General features: G+C 51.0%; 20 protein-coding genes. 1 reads left to right on the top strand and 19 read right to left on the bottom strand.

Translation table 11 applies throughout. The features are described 5' to 3' along the window. Position 1 precedes the first annotated feature (1 nt). The 9 genes from ACLUYS_RS02730 to fmt all read right to left on the bottom strand — a co-directional run bounded on the left by ACLUYS_RS02730 (position 2) and on the right by fmt (position 11,096). A complete protein-coding gene (locus ACLUYS_RS02730) occupies positions 2 to 325 on the bottom strand; it encodes a thioredoxin family protein (RefSeq protein ID WP_288338842.1) in 324 nt (107 codons plus the stop codon). 3 nt (positions 326 to 328) lie between these two features. After that, complete coding sequence (gene trmB / locus ACLUYS_RS02725) at positions 329 to 958, bottom strand: tRNA (guanosine(46)-N7)-methyltransferase TrmB (RefSeq protein WP_412658961.1); 630 nt, start codon at positions 956 to 958, stop codon at positions 329 to 331. Then, positions 958 to 2,355, bottom strand: coding sequence for a Sapep family Mn(2+)-dependent dipeptidase (locus ACLUYS_RS02720; RefSeq protein WP_412658959.1), 1,398 nt, complete (start codon positions 2,353 to 2,355; stop codon positions 958 to 960). Before ACLUYS_RS02720 ends, trmB begins: the two co-directional genes overlap by 1 nt. A gap of 119 nt (positions 2,356 to 2,474) precedes the next feature. Then, positions 2,475 to 4,745, bottom strand: a complete 2,271-nt coding sequence (gene pnp / locus ACLUYS_RS02715; RefSeq protein WP_412658957.1) for a polyribonucleotide nucleotidyltransferase — start codon at positions 4,743 to 4,745, stop codon at positions 2,475 to 2,477. A 369-nt stretch (positions 4,746 to 5,114) separates the two neighbouring features. After that, on the bottom strand, positions 5,115 to 6,443 hold the full coding sequence (locus tag ACLUYS_RS02710; RefSeq protein WP_412658956.1) for a hypothetical protein: 1,329 nt from the start codon (positions 6,441 to 6,443) through the stop codon (positions 5,115 to 5,117). A gap of 457 nt (positions 6,444 to 6,900) precedes the next feature. After that, the gene (gene rpsO / locus ACLUYS_RS02705; protein ID WP_288338847.1) at positions 6,901 to 7,164 is read right to left on the bottom strand and encodes a 30S ribosomal protein S15; all 264 of its coding nucleotides are present in this window, start codon (positions 7,162 to 7,164) and stop codon (positions 6,901 to 6,903) included. Positions 7,165 to 7,250: 86 nt separating this feature from the next. Continuing rightward, positions 7,251 to 8,360, bottom strand: a complete 1,110-nt coding sequence (hemW, locus tag ACLUYS_RS02700) for a radical SAM family heme chaperone HemW (protein WP_230267782.1) — start codon at positions 8,358 to 8,360, stop codon at positions 7,251 to 7,253. Then, positions 8,357 to 10,162, bottom strand: coding sequence for a translation elongation factor 4 (gene lepA / locus ACLUYS_RS02695; protein ID WP_412658954.1), 1,806 nt, complete (start codon positions 10,160 to 10,162; stop codon positions 8,357 to 8,359). Before lepA ends, hemW begins: the two co-directional genes overlap by 4 nt. Continuing rightward, positions 10,140 to 11,096, bottom strand: a complete 957-nt coding sequence (fmt, locus tag ACLUYS_RS02690; RefSeq protein WP_230267784.1) for a methionyl-tRNA formyltransferase — start codon at positions 11,094 to 11,096, stop codon at positions 10,140 to 10,142. The genes lepA and fmt overlap by 23 nt, the downstream gene beginning before the upstream one ends. Positions 11,097 to 11,205: 109 nt before the next feature. Here fmt and rpsT point away from each other — a divergent pair, with 109 nt between their 5' ends. After that, positions 11,206 to 11,469 (top strand): 30S ribosomal protein S20, encoded by a 264-nt coding sequence (rpsT, locus tag ACLUYS_RS02685; protein ID WP_230267785.1) that lies wholly within the window; start codon positions 11,206 to 11,208, stop codon positions 11,467 to 11,469. Positions 11,470 to 11,635: 166 nt separating this feature from the next. Here rpsT and holA read toward each other — a convergent pair whose 3' ends face one another. From holA to ACLUYS_RS02635, 10 genes are all read right to left on the bottom strand, one after another. Further along, positions 11,636 to 12,574 (bottom strand): DNA polymerase III subunit delta, encoded by a 939-nt coding sequence (gene holA / locus ACLUYS_RS02680; RefSeq protein WP_412658953.1) that lies wholly within the window; start codon positions 12,572 to 12,574, stop codon positions 11,636 to 11,638. A 264-nt stretch (positions 12,575 to 12,838) separates the two neighbouring features. Then, positions 12,839 to 13,492, bottom strand: coding sequence for a hypothetical protein (locus tag ACLUYS_RS02675; protein ID WP_412658952.1), 654 nt, complete (start codon positions 13,490 to 13,492; stop codon positions 12,839 to 12,841). A 336-nt stretch (positions 13,493 to 13,828) separates the two neighbouring features. Beyond that, positions 13,829 to 14,299: a transcription elongation factor GreA gene (greA, locus tag ACLUYS_RS02670; RefSeq protein ID WP_412658951.1), complete on the bottom strand. Its 471-nt coding sequence runs from the start codon at positions 14,297 to 14,299 to the stop codon at positions 13,829 to 13,831. Between the two features lie 130 nt (positions 14,300 to 14,429). Further along, entirely contained in the window at positions 14,430 to 15,515 is a 1,086-nt protein-coding gene (gene mltG / locus ACLUYS_RS02665) for an endolytic transglycosylase MltG (protein WP_412658950.1), read from the bottom strand. A gap of 38 nt (positions 15,516 to 15,553) precedes the next feature. Then, entirely contained in the window at positions 15,554 to 15,814 is a 261-nt protein-coding gene (locus tag ACLUYS_RS02660) for a DUF1292 domain-containing protein (protein WP_230267790.1), read from the bottom strand. A 214-nt stretch (positions 15,815 to 16,028) separates the two neighbouring features. Continuing rightward, positions 16,029 to 16,466 (bottom strand): Holliday junction resolvase RuvX, encoded by a 438-nt coding sequence (ruvX, locus tag ACLUYS_RS02655; protein ID WP_412658948.1) that lies wholly within the window; start codon positions 16,464 to 16,466, stop codon positions 16,029 to 16,031. Next, positions 16,467 to 16,718, bottom strand: coding sequence for an IreB family regulatory phosphoprotein (locus ACLUYS_RS02650; protein WP_230267792.1), 252 nt, complete (start codon positions 16,716 to 16,718; stop codon positions 16,467 to 16,469). Positions 16,719 to 16,745: 27 nt separating this feature from the next. Next, positions 16,746 to 16,892, bottom strand: a complete 147-nt coding sequence (locus tag ACLUYS_RS02645; protein WP_230267793.1) for a hypothetical protein — start codon at positions 16,890 to 16,892, stop codon at positions 16,746 to 16,748. A 139-nt stretch (positions 16,893 to 17,031) separates the two neighbouring features. Then, positions 17,032 to 19,659 (bottom strand): alanine--tRNA ligase, encoded by a 2,628-nt coding sequence (alaS, locus tag ACLUYS_RS02640; protein WP_412658947.1) that lies wholly within the window; start codon positions 19,657 to 19,659, stop codon positions 17,032 to 17,034. 442 nt (positions 19,660 to 20,101) lie between these two features. Beyond that, the coding region (locus ACLUYS_RS02635; RefSeq protein WP_412658946.1) for an ATP-dependent DNA helicase at positions 20,102 to 21,920 on the bottom strand (1,819 nt) is incomplete at its 5' end.

Genomic DNA, 21,920 nt, shown 5'->3' with positions numbered 1-21,920 from the left:
GTTAAGCCTCCTTGCACGTATTGAGGAACGCCTGAATCTGTTCCGGGGTTTTTCTGTCCTTGGATACGTAACGTCCGATTTCCCTGCTGTCTTTAAAGACAGTAAAGGACGGAATGCCGAGAATTTCCTGCTCAATGGCAAGATCCAGCAGTTCGTCGCGATCCAGCATATAAAAATCGAATTCCGGATTGTCGGCGACAATCTTATCGATAAAGGTTTTCAGGTATACACAGTCCGGGCACCATGCGGCGGACCACGCCAGAACAGCAGGCTTGTTCTGCTGCATGGCGTTCTTCACTTCAGTCGGGGTATGAAGCTGTTTCATTTTTTAGCCTTTCTGCCAGATGGCCCGATAAATCGGGTTTCCGGCCTGTACAAATTTTTCTTCGTATTCAGTCAGCGGATCTTCCGGATGGTCTTCTCTTCGAAAATCGACGCTGACTTCTTCCAGCATGAATCCGGCATGCGCAAACACAGGCAGGGAGTATTCGAAAAGCGCCTGGTTATCGGTTTTCATAATGACCTGACCGTTATCGGCCAGAACCGTTTTGTACTGTTCGAGAAAACCGGGCGCGCTCAGACGGCGTTTGGCGTTTCGTTTTTTGGGCCACGGATCGGAAAAGTTCAGATGAATAATATCGAGCTCGCCCGGCGCAAACCACTGCGACAGATCCGCGCCGTCGCCATATACGAGCGACAGATTGGACACGCCGGCTTCATCGAATTTTTTCGCGGCCAGACCGGCAGCGCTTTCGTTGCGCTCGACAGCCACAAACGTATCCTGCGGATACAGCGCGGCCATTACGGCCGAGTAGCCGCCTTTGCCGCAGCCGATTTCGAGATGGAGCTTTCCGTTTTTCGAAGAATTCCAGTTTCCTTTGTTCTGCTCAGGCGCATGAACACGCGAGGGCGATGTAGTCAGATAGTCAGCAGCCCAGGGAATGCGGCGCATCCGCATCAGGAAGCCAGCCTTTCAATCGCATCCGCGTAAATGGCGATCGCTTCTTCGAGTGCGTCTTCGGATACGCCTTCATCGGCGGAATGAATCGAGCCGACGTGCAGATCGGCCGGTGCTTTTTCCCACGGCTTTTCAGGGCCAAAGGCTACGAAGTTGTCAAAGTGCTTGGCATACGTGCCGCCGCCAATCGTAATGGCCGGGGAGAACGTATCGCCCGTGTAGTCGGCATACGACTGCATCAGATCTTTTACGAGTCTGGAATTCGGGTCTACAAAAAGCGGCTTGCCTGCGGAAACCATTTTCGCATGCATGTCGACCGGACTTTCCTTGGCCGCTTCTTCAAAGCCGGCAAGAACCTTTTCGGGAGTGGTATCGTTTGGATAGCGGATATCGATCAGAACGGAAGCGTGACCGTCCTTGATTTCGATCTGGCCCGGGTTCATCGTCAGAAAGCCCATGTAAAGGCCGTCGATATCGATGTGTTCCGGAGTGCCTTTCCAGTCCTTGAGCAGGGCATACATCGCATTGGAGAGCGCGTCGTTATACGCCTGGCCAACGTAGTTGAACAGATGTACTCCGGCATTGTTGCCAAGGTAAGGCGTAGAGCCGTGTGCCGGCTTGCCGATCATGGAAATATGCACGCCATCGTCTTCAATGGAATAGGAACCCTTCAGATCGTTGGTACGCAGATAGAAATCGAAAAGCGCGGGATCAAATTCCTTCGTGTTCAAAACGGCAGACGCGTTCTGAATGACGATATTCGGACGCTCGCCGGCTGTCATGGAAGAAATAATCGTGGGCGCATCGCTTTCGAGAAGCATATGGATGTTTCCCTTTTCGCCGTAAATGACCGGGAAATCCGCATCGGGGGTAAATCCCATCGTCGGAATCGGACCGCCGTTTTTCAGGTAGTAGTCGATGCCTTCCATGCCGCTTTCCTCATCGGTTCCGGCAATCAGATACACGGTCTTATTCAGCTTTACATTCTGATCGTGCAAAATTTTCATGGCATAGTACGCCGCCAGCAGCGGGCCTTTGTCATCGAGAACGCCGCGGCCAAACAGCCAGCCTTTTTCCTGCGTCAGATCATAAGCCGGACGCGTCCAGCCGTCGCCGGCTGGTACAACATCGAGATGACCGAGAATGCCGACGCTTTCTGCGTCTGGTCCGGCATCGTGAATGATAATCGTTCCGGCATAGCCGTCAAAGTTTTTGGTGGCAAAACCGTCCCGTTTTCCCATGGCCAGCATCGTTTCCAGGGCATCCTGAACGGCTGGACCAAAAGGCGCATTCGTATTCGCATGTTCCTTATCCCGGACGGAAGGGATGGAAACAAGGGTTTTGAGATCTTTTTTAAAGGAATCAAAATACTGATTCGCAAGAGTACGATAATTCATTTTGTTTTTTTCACTCTTTCTGTCCTGTCTATTCTAGCACAGCGGCCCGTCTCTCTTCGGCTTTCGAATATGTACAAAACAAAAAGACCAGAAGGGTGAGCTTCTGATCTTTGCGTACTTTATTCCGCCGGGGTTTCGCTGGTTTCAGCGGCCGCTGCGGGACGGTCTTTATGATCGCCGTGATGGTCGCCATGACGATGATCCGGACGTCTTCCGTTTCCGCCTGATCTGCGGCCGCGGTCATTTCTTGGACCTCTGCGTTCCGGTTCTTTATAACCTTCCGGCTTAGGAAGCAGCGCTTTGGCCGAGACTTTGACTTTTCCGTCTTCAATTTCGGTGACTTTGACATCGATCACATCGCCGATCTTGAGAACGTCTTCCACATTTTCTACGCGGTTCCAGCTGATGTTGGATACGTGGAGCAGGCCGTCGGTTTTTCCGAACAGGTTGACGAAGGCGCCATAGCTTTCCACGCGGACAACCTTGCCCTCGTACACGTCGCCGATTTTGGCTTCGCGGCAGATTTCGTTAATCGCCGCAACCGCCTTGTCGATGGCTGCCTGATCCTTGTGATAAATCACTACGGATCCGTCGTCTTCAATGTCGATCTTGACACCGTCGCAGTCGGCAATGATCTGGTTAATCATCTTGCCGCCCGGTCCGATGACATCCTTGATCTTGTCTACGGAAATCTTCATCTGGGCAATCTTCGGTGCATACGGCGAGAGCTGCTTGCGCGGTTCCGGAATGGTCGCGAGCATGTTGGCCAGAATTTCCTTGCGGGCTTTGTTGGCCTGTGCGAGGGCTTCCTGGAAAATCTCACGGTTAATGCCTTTGACCTTGATGTCCATCTGCAGAGCGGTAATTCCGTTTTCAGTTCCGGCTACCTTGAAGTCCATATCGCCGAAGTGGTCTTCCATACCCTGAATGTCGGTCAGAACGGTGTATTTGCCGCTCTCGTCATCCATGATCAGACCCATCGCAATACCGGCTACCGGCGCCTTGATCGGAACGCCTGCCGCCATCAGCGACATCGTGCCGGCGCAGATGGAGGCCTGCGAAGACGAACCGTTGGATTCGGTAACGTCCGCTACCGTACGGATCGTGTACGGGAATTCTTCTACCGAAGGAAGAACTTTGGACAGTGCGCGTTCGCCTAAGGCACCATGACCGATTTCACGGCGTCCTGGAGAACCCATGCGTCCGGTTTCGCCTACGGAGTAAGGCGGGAAGTTGTAGTGATGCATAAAGCGCTTGTTATCGACTTCGGTTACGTCGTCGATAATCTGGTTTTCATTGAGCGCGCCGAGCGTCGTCGAGGAAATAACCTGCGTTTCTCCGCGGGTGAACATGGCGGAACCATGAACGCGCGGCATCAGGTCAACCTGCGAGTTCAGCGGACGGATTTCGTCGATGGCGCGGCCGTCCGGACGAACCTTGTCTTCAATGATCAGGCGGCGGACTTCATCCGCTTCAATGTTGCGGCAGATCTGTCCAACCTGCTTAAGCGTACTGGCTTTCGCTTTTTCGCTTTCGTATTCTTTTGCTTCGTATTCCGCTACCGCCTTGTCGATCAGCGAATCGATTGCAGCGTAGCGCTCGAGTTTTTTCTGAATGGATACCGCTTTGCGAATGTCGCTTTCGTACGCGTCGCGTACAGCGGCTTCGAGCTGCTCGTCAAAGGCAAAAAGCTGAATTTCGCGTTTTGGCTTGCCGCATGCAGCAATAATGGTTTCTTCAAAAGCACAGAGTTCCTTGATCTTTTCGTGACCGAACATCAGCGCTTCGAGCATGACTTCTTCACTGACTTCGTTGGCGCCGGCTTCAACCATGTTGAGTGCCTGAGCCGTACCGGCAACGGTCAGATCAATTTCCGAACGTTCTGCCTGTTCCGTATCCGGGTTCACAATGAATTCCCCGTCGATCAGACCGACTTTTACGCCGGCGATCGGTCCGCCAAACGGAATATCCGAAAGGCAGAGGGCCAGAGATGCACCCAGCATCGCAGCCATTTCGCTCGATGCGTCCGGATCTACGGAAAAGACCGTGTTCACCACCTGAACTTCGTTGCGGAAGCCTTCCGCAAACAGCGGCCGGATCGGCCGGTCGATCATTCGGGCAGTCAGTGTCGCATGTTCAGTCGGACGTCCCTCGCGGCGCAGAAAGCCGCCTGGGATTTTGCCGGCCGCATACAGTTTTTCTTCATAGCTGACCGTTAAGGGAAAGAAATCCAGTCCTTCTTTGGCCTGGGCCGAAGCCACTGCGGTCGAAAGAATAACCGTGTCTTCATAGCGGACGAGTACTGAGCCGCTAGCCTGTTTGGCGATTTCACCGGTTTCTACCGTGATGTTCTTTCCGCAAAAGTCAAGATGAAATACCTGTTTAGCCATCTTGTCTATTTACCTCACTTTTAGTTTATCAAGCGCTATCATAACACAACGAAAATCCTCGTTCTATCCCCCTTGGAAAGGAGTCGGCAATATGGGCTTTGAACATTCGATTTTTTGACACCGGAACCCGGATGCTCGGTGTCAGACCATCTTGGCGCTGCAGATATCACCTCTGCCCGACGATGTTCTCTTCTCCGTTCCTTTTTCAGGTTCATTCGCCCTGTTCACATTCCCTGTTCAGGTTCCCGGTCAGATTCTCCACTCTTTTCTGGCGGCTGTGCGCCAGACGAAAACGCCGCAGAAAACTCTGCGGCGCTGGTTTGTGATTGTATCTCGGATCGGTTGGATCCGTCTTTTTTCATTTACAGACTACTTTTTCGAAGAATCTGCTTTGGAGTCCGCTTTGGATTCGGTCTTGGATTCTGCTTTCGAATCTGCCTTGGAATCGGCTTTGGACTCTTCTTTGGACTCGCTCTTCGCATCGGCTTTGGATTCATTTGCAGCGCTTTCCGCTTTGGACGATGCCTCAGAAGATGCCTTTTCCTGGGAAGAAGCGCTCGAATCGGCTTTCTTCACGTCAAACTTCTGCAGAAGCTTGAACGTGTCGCCTTCCTTGAGGGATTCGTCTTTTACGCTCGTGAAGAAGCCTTCAAAGAATGTCATCCAGCTTTCCGGCGCAGCAGAAACGGCAACGGTATCGTTGCTGGACAGATCGAGACTGTCCTCGCCAAGGGTTGCCTTGGAGCGGGTAATGTTTTCGATTTTCTTAAGCGCGCCGTTGGCATCGGTCGTCAGAACGAGACGAACGTCTTCGAGATCGTAGCCGTCCAGAACGAGCGTTCCGTCGCCGCGAATATCGAGACGGCTCATGCCGTAGGAACTTTCGTATACACTGTCGAGCTGCGTATTGTAGGCTTCCGCATCGGCCATGGAAATGGTCCAGCGGTACTCGTTTCCGATTTTTTCGAGGGTGAAGTCATACAGATCCGGATATTCGAGCGGCTGCAGAAGCAGGTTCGATCCGAACATGGAATAAAGCGCGTAAACGACTGAGTTTTCAATCGCGGAATCGAGCTGGTCGGCTTCCACGGCCGCGTTTTCGTTTTCGTAGGAACTGATGCTGGTGATGGTCATTGGATCGTTGGCTCCAGCAATGCGAACGCCGTCTGCAAGCGAGGTGTAGACCACGGTTTCCCCGTACGGAGAATATTCCGAAAGGCCGCTGATCTGCTGGTTGTTGGAAGCCTGATCGGCGTTTTCAGCTGCAGAACCGTTCTCGCTTCCCGATTCGACCGAGCTGCTTTCGCTGCTCGATTTTTCCTTTGCCTTTGGCTCGGTTTCATCTTTGAGCGAATATTCGTACAGCTGATAGAACCGGTCTTTAGCCGGTACGCGAATGTCGTAGCTTCTGAGAGACGTCTTCGTTCCTTCGAGCTTGTCCGAAAGCGTATCGATGGAAGTAGATGTTCCGCTTTCGTCGTAGACCAGACCGGTCGGATTTGCGTCGTACGTCTGATCAACCATGCCCTGGAACACTTCTACGATGTCATCCATCGTGGATTCGCTGCTAATGGCTGCCGCCTTTTTCAGCAGTTCGCTTGGGGCGTTGTCTTCCGTCACCGGGACGGGTTTGGCACATCCGGAAAGCAGCAGACCGCAGGCCAGCGCCCCCGCCGATATCCATTTTAAAAATTTCATACGTATACTCCTGTCTCTTTTCAGAAAAAAGGCATACGGCAGCCAGAGGCCAGCCAGGAACTTTTTTTGAAAATCATCACTATTGTAAATCGATCAAGCCCAGATCCAGAAACAGACTCTTTTTCCTCTTTTTCGTTTTCCTGTTTCGCCCTTGGAAAACCCGTACTAAGCCGTCCTGTAAAAACGACGGCGGATACGGCGAGAATCTGTTTTTGTCTGTGCACTGTCTGACGGTATCGAAACTTTCTAAAAGAAAGATTAATTTTCCCAGGCATCGAAACTCTTTACATAAGCCAGAAAAGAATTGCGAAAGAATGTGAAGAATAATGCCGGAAAAATCCAAAGCCGGCATGATCCGTCAGAGCGGAAAGGGACCCTTTGTAGACAGTTCCTTTCCAGACGATAAAAGAAAACGGCAGTGCGTCTGGCACTGCCGAAAGCATAGCTTTGTTTTGGACTACTTTCTCAGACCGAGTTTTGCGATCAGAGCTTTGTAGCGGTCGAGGTCTTCGCGCTTCAGGTAGTTGAGCAGGCTTTTGCGGTGTCCAACCATTTTCATCAGACCTCTGTAGGAATGATAGTCGTGTTTGTGAACCTTGAAGTGCTCTGTGAGCTCGTTGATCCGGCGGGTCAGAATTGCGATCTGAACTTCAGGAGAGCCGGTGTCTCCTTCGTGTACGGCGTATTCTTTAATAATCGCCTGTTTTTCTGCACTGGTCATTTTCATATCCTCCTCAATGCATTTGGTGTCATTCAGCGCCAAGCAGGGGCTGGAGAACCCTGTGCCGGGCACGAATCTATGTCAGATTACTCTTTACTCAAGAGAAAATCAACTAAAATCGAATCCAGAACTTCCATGCCGGATTCACTCAGGGAAAGCTTTCCGTCTTTTCGGATAAAGACGTCTTTCCACTTGTCTAAAACGTCCACGTAGCGGCTTTCCAGATCCATTCCGTACTTCGCGTTCCACTTTTGAACATCGAGACCTTCGCGTGTCCGCAGGCCGGTCATGATCGCGTCAAATTCAGGATTGGGATTTTCCGGGCGGATCTTTTCGAACGGATTTTCCATCCAGGCTTTTAAAGACGAGGCGTGTTCGTACAGTCCTGTTTCATCCCGGCCGACGGCACCAAAGCCAAAGCCGTAATACAGACCATCCTGCCATATGAGAAGGTTGTGTTTACCGTACGCCTGATTTTTCGCATAGGACGAAATTTCGTAATGCTCGTATCCGGCAGCTTCCAGCCGTTTTTCGATCGTTTCGTACTGCAGAGCGCAGAGATCTTCATCCAGATCGTCTTCGGAATACCGACTGCCAAAGCGGGTTCCCGGTTCGAGAATCAGCGAATAAATGGACAGGTGCGAAATGTCCAGATTCAAAAACGCGTCGAGATCCCGGTTGAGATCTTCCAGACTTTCTCCAGGAAAGCCGTACATCAGATCGGCGCAGATCCGCTCAATCCCGCTTTCTTTTAATAGCGCGATGGCTTTCAGCGAATTTGGAACGGTGTTCGTACGGCCAATCTGCTTCAGTCGTTCTTCATCAAAGGTCTGCAGACCGATCGAAACGCGATTGACTCCAGCTTCTCGATACAGCCGGAGCTTTTCTTTAGTGATCGATTCGGGATTGACCTCAACCGTCCACTCCGTATTTTCATTTGCAAAGTACTTAAACAGCTCGAGCAGCCGTTTTGTCTGTGAAAGATTCAGCACGCTGGGCGTGCCCCCTCCAAAATAGAGCGTCTGAAAGCGAAAATCCGGATGGTTCTGCTTCAGCGGTCCAAGTTCAGCTTCCACTTCGCTTTGCAGGGCGTCGAGCCACGTATCGACAAGTTCAAGCCGGGCACTTTTGGCAAAGGCACAGTAGGAACAGATCGAGGAGCAGAACGGAACGTGAACGTAAGCCGAAGGGATCATTTGTCGTCATCCATGCTTAGAACGGCCATGAAGGCTTCCTGCGGAATTTCGACGCTGCCGACCATCTTCATGCGCTTCTTTCCTTCCTTCTGCTTTTCGAGAAGTTTTTTCTTTCGGGAAATATCGCCGCCGTAGCATTTTGCCAGAACGTTTTTGCGCAGCGCCTTGATGTTGGTACGGGCGATGACCTTGGAACCGATCGCTGCCTGGACCGGAATTTCAAACTGCTGTCTGGGAATCAGATCTTTCAGCTTGACAGCCATCGCGTTACCGCGCGCGTAAGCGAAATCCTTGTGGACGATGATGCTCAGCGCATCGACCGGCTGACCGTTCAGCAGGATGTCGAGTTTCTGCAGATCGCTCTTTCGATAGCCGGAGAACGTGTAGTCAAAGCTGGCGTAGCCTTTGGTAGAACTTTTCATGCGGTCGAAAAAGTCGAAGATGACTTCCGAAAGCGGCATTTCATAAATGAGTTCCATGCGGGTGTCGTCGATCATCTGCAGATCAATGTACTCGCCGCGCTTTTTCTGGCAGAGATCCATCATCGTGCCGACGTATTCTTTCGGAACGAGAATTTCCGCTTTTACGTACGGTTCTTCGATCCAGTCAATGTTCTGCGCGGGCGGAAGAGCGGCCGGGTTGTCAATTTCTTCCACCGTGCCGTCGGTTTTATGAACCTGATAAATTACCGACGGACTGGTCGCAATCAGATTGAGGTTATACTCACGCTCCAGACGCTCTTCGACAACGTCCATGTGCAGCAGGCCTAAAAAGCCGCAGCGAAAGCCAAAGCCAAGCGCCTGCGATGTTTCGGGCTCAAACTGAAGGGACGCATCGTTGAGCTGCAGCTTTTCGAGCGCTTCCTTTAAATCGTCATAACGGACATTGTCGACTGGATACAGACCGGCATACACCATCGGCTGCATTTCCTTATAGCCGTGCAGCGGCGCGTCCGCCGGCTGATCGGCGAGCGTAATCGTATCGCCGACCCGCACGGTTTTAATGTCCTTAACCGAAGCAGCAACCCAGCCGACATCGCCGGCGGAGAGCTTCTCCTTGTTTAAAAGCTTGGGCGTACGAACGCCGAGTTCCGTGACTTCGTATTCGGCTTTGGACTGCATCAGACGAATGCGGTCGCCGACTTTGAGTTCGCCGTTTTTGACGGAAACCCAGGCGATAACGCCTTTGTACGGATCGTAAACGGAGTCAAAGACGAGCGCCTGCAGCGGCTTGTCCTTGGAACCGGTCGGCGCCGGAAGCTTGTTGACGATTTCTTCGAGAACCTTATCGACGTTCAGGCCAGATTTGGCGGAAATTTCCACCGCTTGCGAGCAGTCGAGGCCGATCAGGTTTTCAATTTCCTGTTTAACGACTTCCGGCTGGGCGCTTGGAAGGTCAACTTTATTGAGGACGGGAAGTATTTCCAGGTCGTTTTCCAGGGCCAGATAGACGTTGGCCATCGTCTGGGCCTGCACGCCCTGTGCCGCATCCACGACGAGAATGGCGCCTTCGCAGGCGGCCAGCGATCGGGACACTTCATACGAGAAGTCGACGTGACCCGGTGTATCGATCAGATGAAAGAGATAGTCTTCCCCGTTTTTTGCGTGATAAACCAGTTCAACGGCGTTGAGCTTAATGGTGATGCCACGCTCACGCTCCAGATCCATGGAGTCGAGAATCTGCGACTTCATTTCCCTCTTTTCCACCGAATCCGTCAGTTCGAGGATGCGGTCGGCCAGAGTGGATTTTCCATGGTCAATGTGGGCAATAATTGAAAAATTACGAATGTGCTGTTGATCCAAATGAATCCCCCGCTTTCTTATCGAGCAGGCTTCTGCCTTTTCCATTTAAAAAATCGGCGGACTTCATGGCAGGCTTTCCTTCAAGCTGCACTTCATCGAGCAGAAACAGTCCTTCGTGTCCGCCCATGGCAAACTGTTTCTTTCCTTTTTTGGTAAAGACGCCGATGCCCGGGGTTTCGCCCGGTTCGTAGCGTACTTCGAGAATCTTGAGCTTTTTGCCATCGGCGATGACATAGGCTCCAGGTTCTCTGGACAGGGCACGGATCTGGCAGCAGATCTGACGATCATCCCTGCTCAGATCGACCTTTTCGTCTTCCGGCAATATTTTCTGCGCGTACATAGCCTTGCATGCATCCTGCTTTTGGAAGACGAGTTCGCCTTTCAGCAGAGCAGGCAGATTTTTTACGATCAGCTTTCCGGCGGCTTCGCCCATTTTCTTAAAGAGCGTAGTCGAGGTTTCGCAGCTGTCGATTGGAATTTCAATACTGTCCGCGACCGGACCGGTATCCATTCCCTTTTCCATGAGCATGAGACACATACCGGTTTTGGGACAGCCGTCCCAGATCGCCCTTTGAATGGGAGCCGCTCCGCGGTATAACGGAAGCAGCGATCCGTGGAGATTGACGCACCCCTGTTTCGGTGCGTTCAGAACGCCTTCGGGGACGATCTGTCCGTAGGCGCAGGTTACGATCAGATCTGCATGGCAGTCTTCGATCGGTTTGTAGTCTTTGGAAATCTTCTCAGGTGAAAAGACGGGCAGGCCATGTTCAAGAGCAAGCTGTTTTACTTCACAGGGCTGCAGTATGCCCTTGCGTCCTACCTTGCGGTCGGGCTGGGTAACTACGAGCACAATATTTGCCTTGTCATCAATCAGAGCCTGGAGAACATCCGCGGCAATTTGCGGGGTTCCCATAAAAATAATGCGATTTTCCATTTGTCGGCCCTCCTTTCGGATCACTATTATAAACGATAGTTATCCCTTTTGTTGCATCTCATAATTGGGTTTGCTATAATTTCAAAGCATTATGTCAGGAGGTGTCACCATGCCGCAGATCAAACAGCAGAAAAAGCGTGTTCTCACGAATAATAAAGCTAGAAGCCGTAATGTTTCGCAGAAATCCGCTCTCAAAACTGCCATTAAGAAAGTTCTTAAAGCTGTAGAAGCACAGGATAAAGAAGCAGCCCAGGCAGCTTACGCACAGGCTTGCTCCAAGCTTGATAAAGCTGTTGCCAAAGGTTTCAAGCATAAAAATTATGCTTCCAACCAGAAATCAAGACTGGCACAGGCTGTCAACTCCATTCAGTAAAATGAGAAACACGATATCCGATTGAAAGCTTAGCGTGATCCGTCGATATCGTTTTTTGTTTTGATATACAATCCGTAAATCAGCCGTAAAAAAGGAACCCGATCGTGTAAACACATCGCGTTCCTTTTTCATTTGGCAAAATTTTGATATTCGCATACCGCGCGGATTAAATTTCCTGCGCTCCCACCTGCAAAATAAAGTTTTCAAAGCCGGCGTCCTTGTCGATCCGCCCGCTTTTCATGTTTTCATCCAGCCGGCTGAGCCAGGCGAGATCATCGAGCAGCTGATCGGCCCGGAAGCGACGCGCGTTTCGCATCGAGTTCCAGATCCGCCCGGAAGAAGCGTTCAGAATTTTCATCATGTCATTCTGACTGCGGCCTTCGTCCATGAGTACGCGAACCTGATAGACAAATCGAATCTGGCTGGCCAGCAGAGCGAGAATCGCGATCGGCTCCATATTCTGCCGTCGAAAATTCCGGTACAGGCCAAGCAGGCGGACTTTATCTTTTTCGAAGAGGGCATCTGTCATTTTAAAGACGTTCGTTGCCGGTTCGACGGTGGTCATCGCCTTCACATCCCCCATAGAAAGGTGATTCGAATAGAGCGCCATCTTGTCGAGCTGCATGGAAAGGTTCGAGGAAGAATAGCCGGCGTGCGCGCAAAACCATTCAAACGCACCCGGATCCATCGTAATCCCCTTTTCCTTCATCATTTCCCTTACTTCCGCCGGCTGTGTCTTTTCAGTCAGACCAATGCATTCGATCACGGTCGAATTGGTCGCCAGCGTCTTGATCGCCTTTTTACGGGTATCGATCTTTTTGGAATGACAGAGGAAAACAACAACTTTATCGTCCGGCTTGCGTTCAGCGACTTTTGCCGGATCGACGCCAGAATCGTTTTTTGCACCAAGAAAAGAGGCGTTATCCACGATCAGGAGCGTTTTCGTTCCAAACAGATTCATCGTATCCATCTCAAACAGAAGTGCCGCTTCCCCATCCGCTTTCGCATCGATGCGAACGGTCTCTTCGCATTTCTCCTTTTCGCGGATCTTTTCGAGCTTATACTGCATTCTCGCTTCGTCTTCACCGACCAGAATATACATCATGGCTGCACCCTCATTTCCTGACTGCCTGTTTCCATTCTCCAGAAGGAGAATTCGAATTGCCTCTATTGTACCGGTCCTCTTCTCGAAAGCCAAAATCGACCCATCGCAGGGCTGGGTCAGGAACCGTTGACCCGAAGCCAATTCTCCTCGCCTGCTCTCCGCCTGTTCCTCGCTCTCCTCTCTGTTTCCTGAAGAAAAAAGGACCTGCCAAAGCGCAGATCCGAAAAAGGTACAAAAAGAAAAGCAGCTTGTTCTTTCCGTCGATCAGATTCTTGGCCCCTGCCAGAGATGCCGGCCGTACTGGGCATACATTTCGCTCATTCCCTGATACAGCGAAAGAATGGCGAACACGAACAGCAGCCAGGCGGAAAGCTGGGAAAGAAACGGAACAGAGAGCAGGTCGCCAAACGAACTGCTCAGAAAGCCAAGCGATACACAAAGATGAGCCACCCATACGTAAACGGGCGCATGCATCATCAGCGGCAGAAACGACAGCATGTATACGCCGCCCACCAGCAATACCACAGAAAGAATCCAGGGATGGAAATGAAGGTGACTAAGTTCTGCTGCGCTCCACGCGATCTGCGTCAGACCGTTTGCAAAGCCCAGAATAACAGAAAGAATCAGATTGATGTTTCCATGCGGATCATCCCGAAGCAGATTCATACGGCTTCCGGTAAAAGCCGCCACGCCAAGTGAAAGCTGCAAAACGCCCATGACTAAGCGGGCATCCGGTGTAATCGTGACGATTTTAGACAGCCACGTCAGCGTGGCAAACATCGCAAAGACAAACTGCAGCGCCGGATCCGGTGAAGCGCCGCGCAGAATTCCCGGCTTTGTCATCGACGAGGAAGAATCCGCCGCTTTGGGCAAAATATCGTTTTCCATTCTGGATGAAGGATCCATTTCGTTTTTCATATTTCTCCTCCTTTGCCGGTTTGGATACGCCTGATTTTCTCTTTCGAATATTGAATTCTGGATTGGTCTGCACTCTGGTTTCCGTTCCAGAAATGCATTCTGGAAAAGGATGAGACAAAAAATGCGCAGAGAAACAGGCGCAGACAGGCGGCAGATCCAGATCGGGCTTTCGCTTCCATTATCCAGAACGAGCACAATCCCTTCCCTTACGGTGCCCGCTTTTGCCCGATCGGCGCCAGCCCCATCCAAAACACGTAAAGCTCCATAAGAAAAAGGCACTTCCTTTCCAGAGAAAAGAAATGCCTGATGATTTTGAAATGGAGTCAGGATGAAAAATCAGCTGACGGATTCGATGCGGACTTCGTAAGGTTCGTCAACGCCTTTAACGACAACCGTATCGCCGGCTTTTTTATCCATGATCGCTTTGACAACCGGAGTTTCATTGGACACTTTGTGGTCGTAAATGTCCGCTTCGAATGTACCTACGATCGTAAAGCTGAACGTGGAGTTATCGGAAAGATCGCGGATCGTTACGTTGGATCCAAGACGAACGTTTTTCGCGTCGCCGGTATCTTCTTCGATCAGAACCGCATTTTTGATAAGCGCTTCGAGTTCCTTGATACGGGCTGCTACACGGGCCTGACGGTCACGTGCAGCATCGTAGTCGGCGTTCTCGGACAAGTCACCCTGAGCACGGGCTTCCTGCAGTTCAACGATGACCTGCGGCTGAACGACATGAATCAGATCTTCAAGTTCGGCTTTATATTTGTCGAGACCTTCCTGGGTCAATAAAATCTTTTCTGCCATTGATTATTTCTCCTTACCTTATGCCATACAACAGACGTACGCTGTTTTCTGACGTATGTATTTCCTGCCGATTCCAAATGCAGAACGGGCAGTCGAAACAGGTGAATTGTACCACAGCCTCAAAACCGACTTAGTAATTGAGGTTGTATTTGTCCACGTTTTCGAGATGCTCTTCGTAAGTTCGTGCAAAATGCGTCGCGCCGTCTCCATAAATGTCGCTGACAAAATAGAGATAGTCGTTATCCGCTGGGGAAAGCGCCGCATCTAAAGCCGCTGCACCCGGATTGAGAATCGGTCCGATCGGCAGACCGTCATGCATATAGGTGTTGTAGGGCGAATCGATATCGGCATTGGTTTCGCAGTCTTCCGGCTTTTCGAACTGGTCATACAGTGCGTAGCACACCGTGACGGAGCTCTGAAGCGGCATGCCCTGCTCGAGGCGGTTTTTAAACACGCCGGCGATATCAGGCATAATCGACGCATCGCCCGATTCAAACTGAACGACGCTCGCAAACGTAACGATCTGCTGGACGCTCATCGAGGAGGCATCAAACTGCGCTTTATGTGCATCATAATATGCCTGGAACTGATCGAGCATCATGTAAGTGACCTGTTCGGCGCTCATGTCGAAATCCATGTAGTAGGTTTCCGGGTACAGATAGCCTTCGAGTTTTACAAAATACTGATCGTTGCAGACTTCCTCGGGATTGAGGAAGGAATAGCGCGTACTCGCCTGCTGAATGAACTCATTGCTGTTCCACAGATCGAGAAGCTGATCCGCCGTCAGATCCGGCAGCGCTTCGCTGATTCGCTTGGCGATATCCTTGGCCCAGCATCCTTCCGGAATCGTCACGACCGCATAGGAGGCGGCGAGATTGGCCGGATCGGAAAGATAGTCAAGGATTTCGGGAACGCTCATGTTTTTCGCGAGTTCGTACGTGCCCACGTAATAGGAAAAGCCATCGTGAATTTTGGAATACCATTCGGCTGCCGTCCGGTTTTTCAGAAGGCCGGCTTCGTCAAGCGACGTGAGAACTTCAGCGGCGCTTTCACCTTCGGTAACTTTAATCGCGATGGATTCGGTCTGGTCAGAGACGGGTTCAAGTCCGCTCTGAAACCAGAACCAGCCTCCGGCTCCTGCGGCAAGCACAAGAACCAGAAGGATGATGGTAACAGTTAGTCCGACGTGTGATTTGCGTTTTCTTACTTTTTTCATTGCAGGAAAGACAGTACACTCCGTCAGGTCGACCTGAACTAGTCTTCTGTTTCCTCCTCGTCGGTCGCAAAAGCGCCGATGACTTCTTCAACCATGTTCCATTCGTCATCGGTTTCGATCGGAATCAGTTCGCCTTCATCGTTATAGGCGGAAGCGAATACTTCCTCTTCCGTTCCCTGCGGATCCTGGAAGACGACGTACTGTTTTCCTGTGTTCGGATCGTCAAACGTAAACAGAATGACCATGCGTTTTTCTTCGCCGTTTTCATCAACGACGTACAGTGAATTCGAGTCAATCATTGCGGTTTCTCCTTTCAGCTCCCTCAGGCCTGAGGGGATTCCCCTTATTACAGCTTTCTTTTATTTCTTTCTTACTGATGAACAGAATTCAGGGCAGATGATTTTTCGCTTATTTGTGCAATCGTCTGCTTCCTTTTTTGACTGTTCCTGTTCATTGTACCGAAAACATTGCCAGATTCTAAACGAATCTGGCGAATGAACAGACATGCATCAATTAAAAAGGCATCACCAGTCCGCCGCTCTGGCGGTCGAGATAGCTCTGCAGAATCTGTACGGCGGCCATCTGGTCGATGATCTGCTTTCTTTTCTTGCGCTTTACGTTGCCGGAAATCAGGATCTTCTCTGCGGCGGCGGTCGTCAGACGCTCATCCCAGAGTTCCACCTGGATGCCTTCGGCTTCCAGCATTTTGGCAAACTTTTCTGAAACCTGACCGCGAATGCCGATATCGCCGTTCATGTGGCGCGGCAGACCGAGTACGACTTTTTTAACGCCGTTTTCCCGGATCACCTTCAGTACATCCTGCAAAGCCGCATCGTAGTCGTCCGGTGCAAAGCGGACCGTGGTCAGCGCTCTGGCGATCATGCCAAGCGGATCGCTGATCGAAATGCCGCAGGTTACCGATCCAAGATCAAGTCCGATAATCCGTTCCATTTATTTCTCCAGATACGCCCGGACGAGTTCTTCAATGATCTCATAGCGTTCAATCTTCTGGATGGTATTTCTGGCATCTTTATAAGAAGAAATGTAGGCAGGATCGGAACTGATCAGATATCCTGCGATCTGGTTTTCGGAATTGTATCCGCGTTCCTCGAGTGCTTCAGAAACTTCGCGAAGAATCTTTTTGATGTTCTCACGACGGATTTTTTCCGTGGTAAACATCACGGTTTCAGTAATACGGGCCATAATTTACCCTCCTCTATAACATTCTAATCATACACCAAGAAAAACAGGCTGAAAAGCAAGCGCCAAAAGCGCTCCAGAGACGTCAGGCGCGCAGTTTCCGCCCTTTTCCTGGATTCGAACTGCCTCCAGCATACCTTCTTTTGGACGCAGTCTTTCTTCTTTTGCCTGTTCCATTCGGACAGCGTCCGAACAAAGCAAGAGAAAAGCATGCAGGAAAACTCTCTTCGCTGCATGCTTTCGTCTTGCCTAACGCATTGATTTTCGGCTTGTATAAAGCCGTTTTGGCTCTGTTGATTTTGTTACTGATCCAGAATTAGAGCGATTTGGCCATCGCGGTAAAGGAATCGAAGGCTTCGCCGATCTTGGAGGCATCGCTGCCGCCGGCCTGAGCGAGGTCTTTTTTGCCGCCGCCTTTGCCGCCTGTAAGTACTGCGGCTTCACGAACGACGGTTCCTGCATTGACGCCTTTGACGATTGCATCGCTTCCTGCAGCAGCAACCAGCGTCAGCTTATCGCCGTTCTGCGCGATGAGCAGAATGGCTGCTTTCGGGTCGTTTCCTTTAATGCTGGAGGCAATTTCCTTCAGAGCCTTGCAGTCCATGTTGTCGACTTTCTTGCAGAGAACATGAAGGCCGTTGATGTCCTTGGATTCCATTGCCCATTCCTTGCACTTGAAGGAAGCAATCTGGTTTTCGAGTTCCGCAATTTTCTTCTGCAGATCTTTCATCTGATCGAAAGCGGAATCGATCTTCACATCCAGATTTTTAATGCCTTTCGCCTTAGCGGTGTGCGCAATGTGCTCAAGCATTTTCTGCTGCGCTGCGAAATCGTTATACGCCGCCTTGCGGGTCTTGGCGGTAATACGACGGGTATCGGAACCGATGGATTCCTCGCCGACGATCTTGAGCACGCCGATTTCACTCGTGTTGTCGACATGGCAGCCGGCACAGAATTCCTTGGAGACGTCGCCCATCGTTACAACACGAACCTGATCGCCGTACTTTTCATCGAACAGCGCGGTCGCACCGGTTTTCTTTGCGTCTTCAATATCGAGGATTTCCCAGGATACAGGAATGGAGTCGGTAATCATGTCGTTGACTCTGGATTCAATTTCCGCGAGTTTTTCTTCGCCGATCTTATCGCGCATGTTGAAGTCAAAACGCAGATAGTCCGGTCCGACAAAGCTTCCGGCCTGATGAATCTGATCGCCCAGTACGGATTTCAGTGCGCTCTGCAGCAGGTGCGTTGCCGAGTGGTTGGCCGTTACGTTTTCGCGGCGGACCGCATCCACGCTCTGCCATACGGTATCGCCGACATGCAGGATGCCTTCATCGAGTTCGATTTTGAGCAGGTGCTGCTTGTTGCGGGTTTTAACGCCATCCACTACGCGGGCTTTTACGGTACCGGAGCTGATCGTTCCGGTATCGGCAACCTGACCGCCGGACTGTACATAAAACGGCGTAACATCCAGGATCACCTGACCGTCGCCGTCGAGTTCATCGACAAGATGACCGTCCTTGAAGAGAGCGATGACTTTGCCTTCTTCGGCAAGAACGTTGTAGCCGTTGAATTTGCACGCGCCGGTGAAGTTCATCAGATCTTCGTTCTGGCTGGCGAAGGAATCTTCGACATTGCGGGCAGCACGTGCTCTTTCCTTCTGCTGCTTCATCTGTTCGTCGAATTCTGCGCGATCCGCTTTCAGACCGTTTTCTTCGGCGATTTCCTGGGTCATTTCAAACGGGAAACCGTATGTGTCGTAAAGCTTGAAGGTAATTTCACCGCTCAGCTTGCCGTCTTTGGCTTTGGCCATTTCATCATCGAGCAGCGCCTGACCGTTTTTCAGAGTTTTCTTGAAGATTTCTTCTTCCTGACGGATGACTTTTTCGTTTTCGTCAATTTTATCCGTCAGATACGGATAGAAGTCTTTCATGTTTTCGCTGACGGTCGGAACGAGCTTGTAAAGGAACGGTTCATCCAGACCGAGCTTCAGACCGAAGCGAACGGCACGACGGAGTACGCGGCGCAGAACGTAGCCGCGGCCGGAGTTGGAGAAGCCGGCACCGTCGGACAGCGCGAAGACGAGCGTACGGATATGGTCGGCAATAACGCGGAAGGCCATTTTGTTTTCGCCTTCGTATTTTTTGCCGGAAAGTTTTTCAGTTTCGTGAATGATCGGCAGGAACAGATCGGTATCGAAGTTGGTTTCGCCGTCCTGAACGAGCGCAACCAGACGTTCGAGACCCATGCCGGTATCGATGTTTTTCTGCGGCAGTTCCTTATAGTCCTTGCGGTCGATCGAAGGATCGCAATCGTACTGGCTGAATACGATGTTCCATACTTCGATGTAGCGATCGTTTTCCATTTCTTCAAAGAAGAGCTTTTCGCCAAGGTGCTGCGGATCGTACTTTTCGCCGCGGTCAAAATGGATTTCGGTGTCTGGTCCGCCCGGACCTTTGCCGATCTCCCAGAAGTTTTCCTGGGTACGCAAAATGTGGCTGGGATCTACGCCGCATACTTCGGTCCAGATCCGGTACGCTTCGTCATCATCCGTATAGACGGTGATGTAGAGCTTATCCTTGTCGATGCCCATCCATTCATCACTGGTCAGAAATTCCCACGCAAACGGAATGGCTTCCGGCTTGAAGTAATCGCCGATGGAGAAGTTTCCAAGCATTTCGAAGAACGTATGGTGACGGGCGGTTTTGCCGACGTTTTCAATATCGTTGGTACGAATGGATTTCTGCGCGTTGGCAATCCGGTTTTTCTTTGGCTTTTCCGATCCGTCAAAGTATTTCTTCAGTGCGGCGACACCGGCATTGATCCAGAGAAGCGTCGGGTCGTTATGCGGAATAAGGCTTGCACCGGGTTCGATCATATGGCCCTTGGATTCAAAGTAATCCAGAAACATCTGACGAACCTGATTTCCGGTAAGTTGTTTCATATGACTCCTTTCAGCAGTTTCCTGCTTATAATTCCCATTTCAAACTCGAATCTGAAGCGACTATCAGAGCGTATGGACAGACAAAATAAAAAACGCCCCTGTTTCCAGGAACGTGTACACGCGATGCCATCCCGGTTTGCCCATGGTTTTCCCATGGACACCCTTAATTTTCTGATAACGCCAGACTGCGGCAGCTCAAGGATGGCTCGAGACAGATGCGCTGTCTTCTTTCACCGCCGAAGACTCTCTGCAAGCCGCAACTCTGTCCTTTTTCCCTTCAATGCTGCTTTTAGAAGTATAAACTCTCAAAAAGCTGTGCGCAAACAAATCCCATAAGAACACGTGCGGCCTTCCCATTCGATTCCCGATCGCCCATCCAAAACGTACACAAACTTCGGGCTGCGCTCTGGAAACAAAAAGGACGCCTTATGTCGCAGGCATCCTATTTTGTTTCTTCAGAAGACTGGGATCGGAATTCGTCGTGCAGATCACCGGAATCCGATTCGTTTTCGCCGGCTGCATCGGACGCGTCCGGCTGAATACTTAAAGCTCTCTGATCCATATCGGCCGAATCTCCCGGATCCAGCGCTTCGTCCAGATCGAGATCTTCGATGGCGGATAAATCTACAATTTCCTTATCGATCGCCGATGAATCGGCATGGGTTTCATTTAAAGCGGATAAAACGGTCGATTCGTTTGAGCGTACCGGTTCTGCCTCAGCAGCCTGTGCAATCTGGGCATGATAGGCCGGCGAGGTCAGCGATGTGCCCGGCAGCGGCATATTCGTTCGGTTGACTGCTTTTTGTGCCTTCTCGCCTTGCTTTAGGCGTTTTTCGGCTACGCGTTTTGCGCAGAGGATTTTCCAGCGCAGACGTTCCTTGAGCGTGGTCTGCCGCGAAGCAGGATCGATACGTCTGGCGCAGATTTCAAAAACTTCCCGGACCGAAACAATCTTAAGATCCCGCTTGGCCCGGGAAACAGCGGTATAGACCAGACGTTTTGCGCTCATCTTCATCGCCTGTTCCGGAAGGGAAAATACAACGTCCTGATATTCCGAACCCTGCGCCTTATGGACCGAAACGCACCAGGCGTGGGAAATCATTGCGTTGAACGGGCTGGTCACTTCGTATTCGATGTTGTCAAAATGCACGAGAGCCGTACGGGTTTTCGGGACGATTTCCACGATTTCTCCAATATCGCCGTTGTAAATGCCTTCCTGAGCGATATTCACTTTTAACATGACTTTATCGCCTTCCCGGTAATGCACTTCGTGATAGCCGCCCTGGTTATGTCTTACTTTTTCTACGATTTCCGGCTTTGAAGTCGAAAAGGGGTTGAGCAGTTCCTGCATAATCGCATTCAGCTCAAATACGCCGCCTTCCCCTTCGTATTTCGGAGAAAGAATCTGCACCTTGCCGGGATTTGGCTTTTCCATGACGATCTGCGCGATCTGCTCCGACATTTTTTTCTCAGGCGCGCAAAGTTCGACGCCATCCGAAAATTCGAAGGGCTGCCCCTTGCGAATTTCATCCGACAGTTTTGCGATGCCGCTGCCTTTTTTCTGACGGTAAAGCTGGTCGAGATGAATCGTGGGAAACTCTTTTGAAGCGATCAGATCGCTGAGCACCTTGCCTTCCCCAACGCTTTCGAGCTGTTCTTCATCGCCGATGATCAGAAGACGGGTATTTGCGGGCATCGCTTTGAGCAGTGCAGAAAAGAGACGCGTATCGACCATGGAAAATTCATCCACGATCATAAAATCGCTCGAATACAGATTGTATTCGTTTTTTTCGAAGACATCCGCATCGGGATCCCAGCCAAGCAGCGAATGAACGGTACGTCCCGTGGAGCCCGTCAGTTCGCTTAAGCGCTTGGCAGCCCGTCCAGTCGGCGCACAGAGCTGATAGCGGCAGCCGGGCATTACGGTATCCAGACATTCGAGAATGGCTTTGACGATCGTTGTTTTACCGGTTCCGGGACCGCCGGTCAAAATGGAAACCGGACTGGAAAAGCACGTCTCAATCGCTTCGATCTGCTTTTCGCTGTACGTAATGCGATCGCGCCGTTCAATCTGCGCGATCTTTTCGATCAGAGGCTGCCGGTCATATCCAGGATTGGATGAACCCGGATGTTCCTGCATCTGAAGCATCCGTTCAGCCAGAAGATCGCAGATCGAATTTTCCGCTTCCCAGAGAAACCGCGGAAATACGCGGTCTTTTTCCAGCTTGATCATTTCACAGTTGGACAGGGTAATCAGACTT

Source organism: Allobaculum sp., assembly GCF_047010065.1.
In the GTDB taxonomy this organism is placed as follows: Bacteria; Bacillota_I; Bacilli_A; order Erysipelotrichales; family Erysipelotrichaceae; genus Allobaculum; species Allobaculum fili.
The sequence above is the reverse complement of the archived record's forward strand: the minus strand, read 5'-3'. Positions and strand labels throughout refer to the sequence as shown.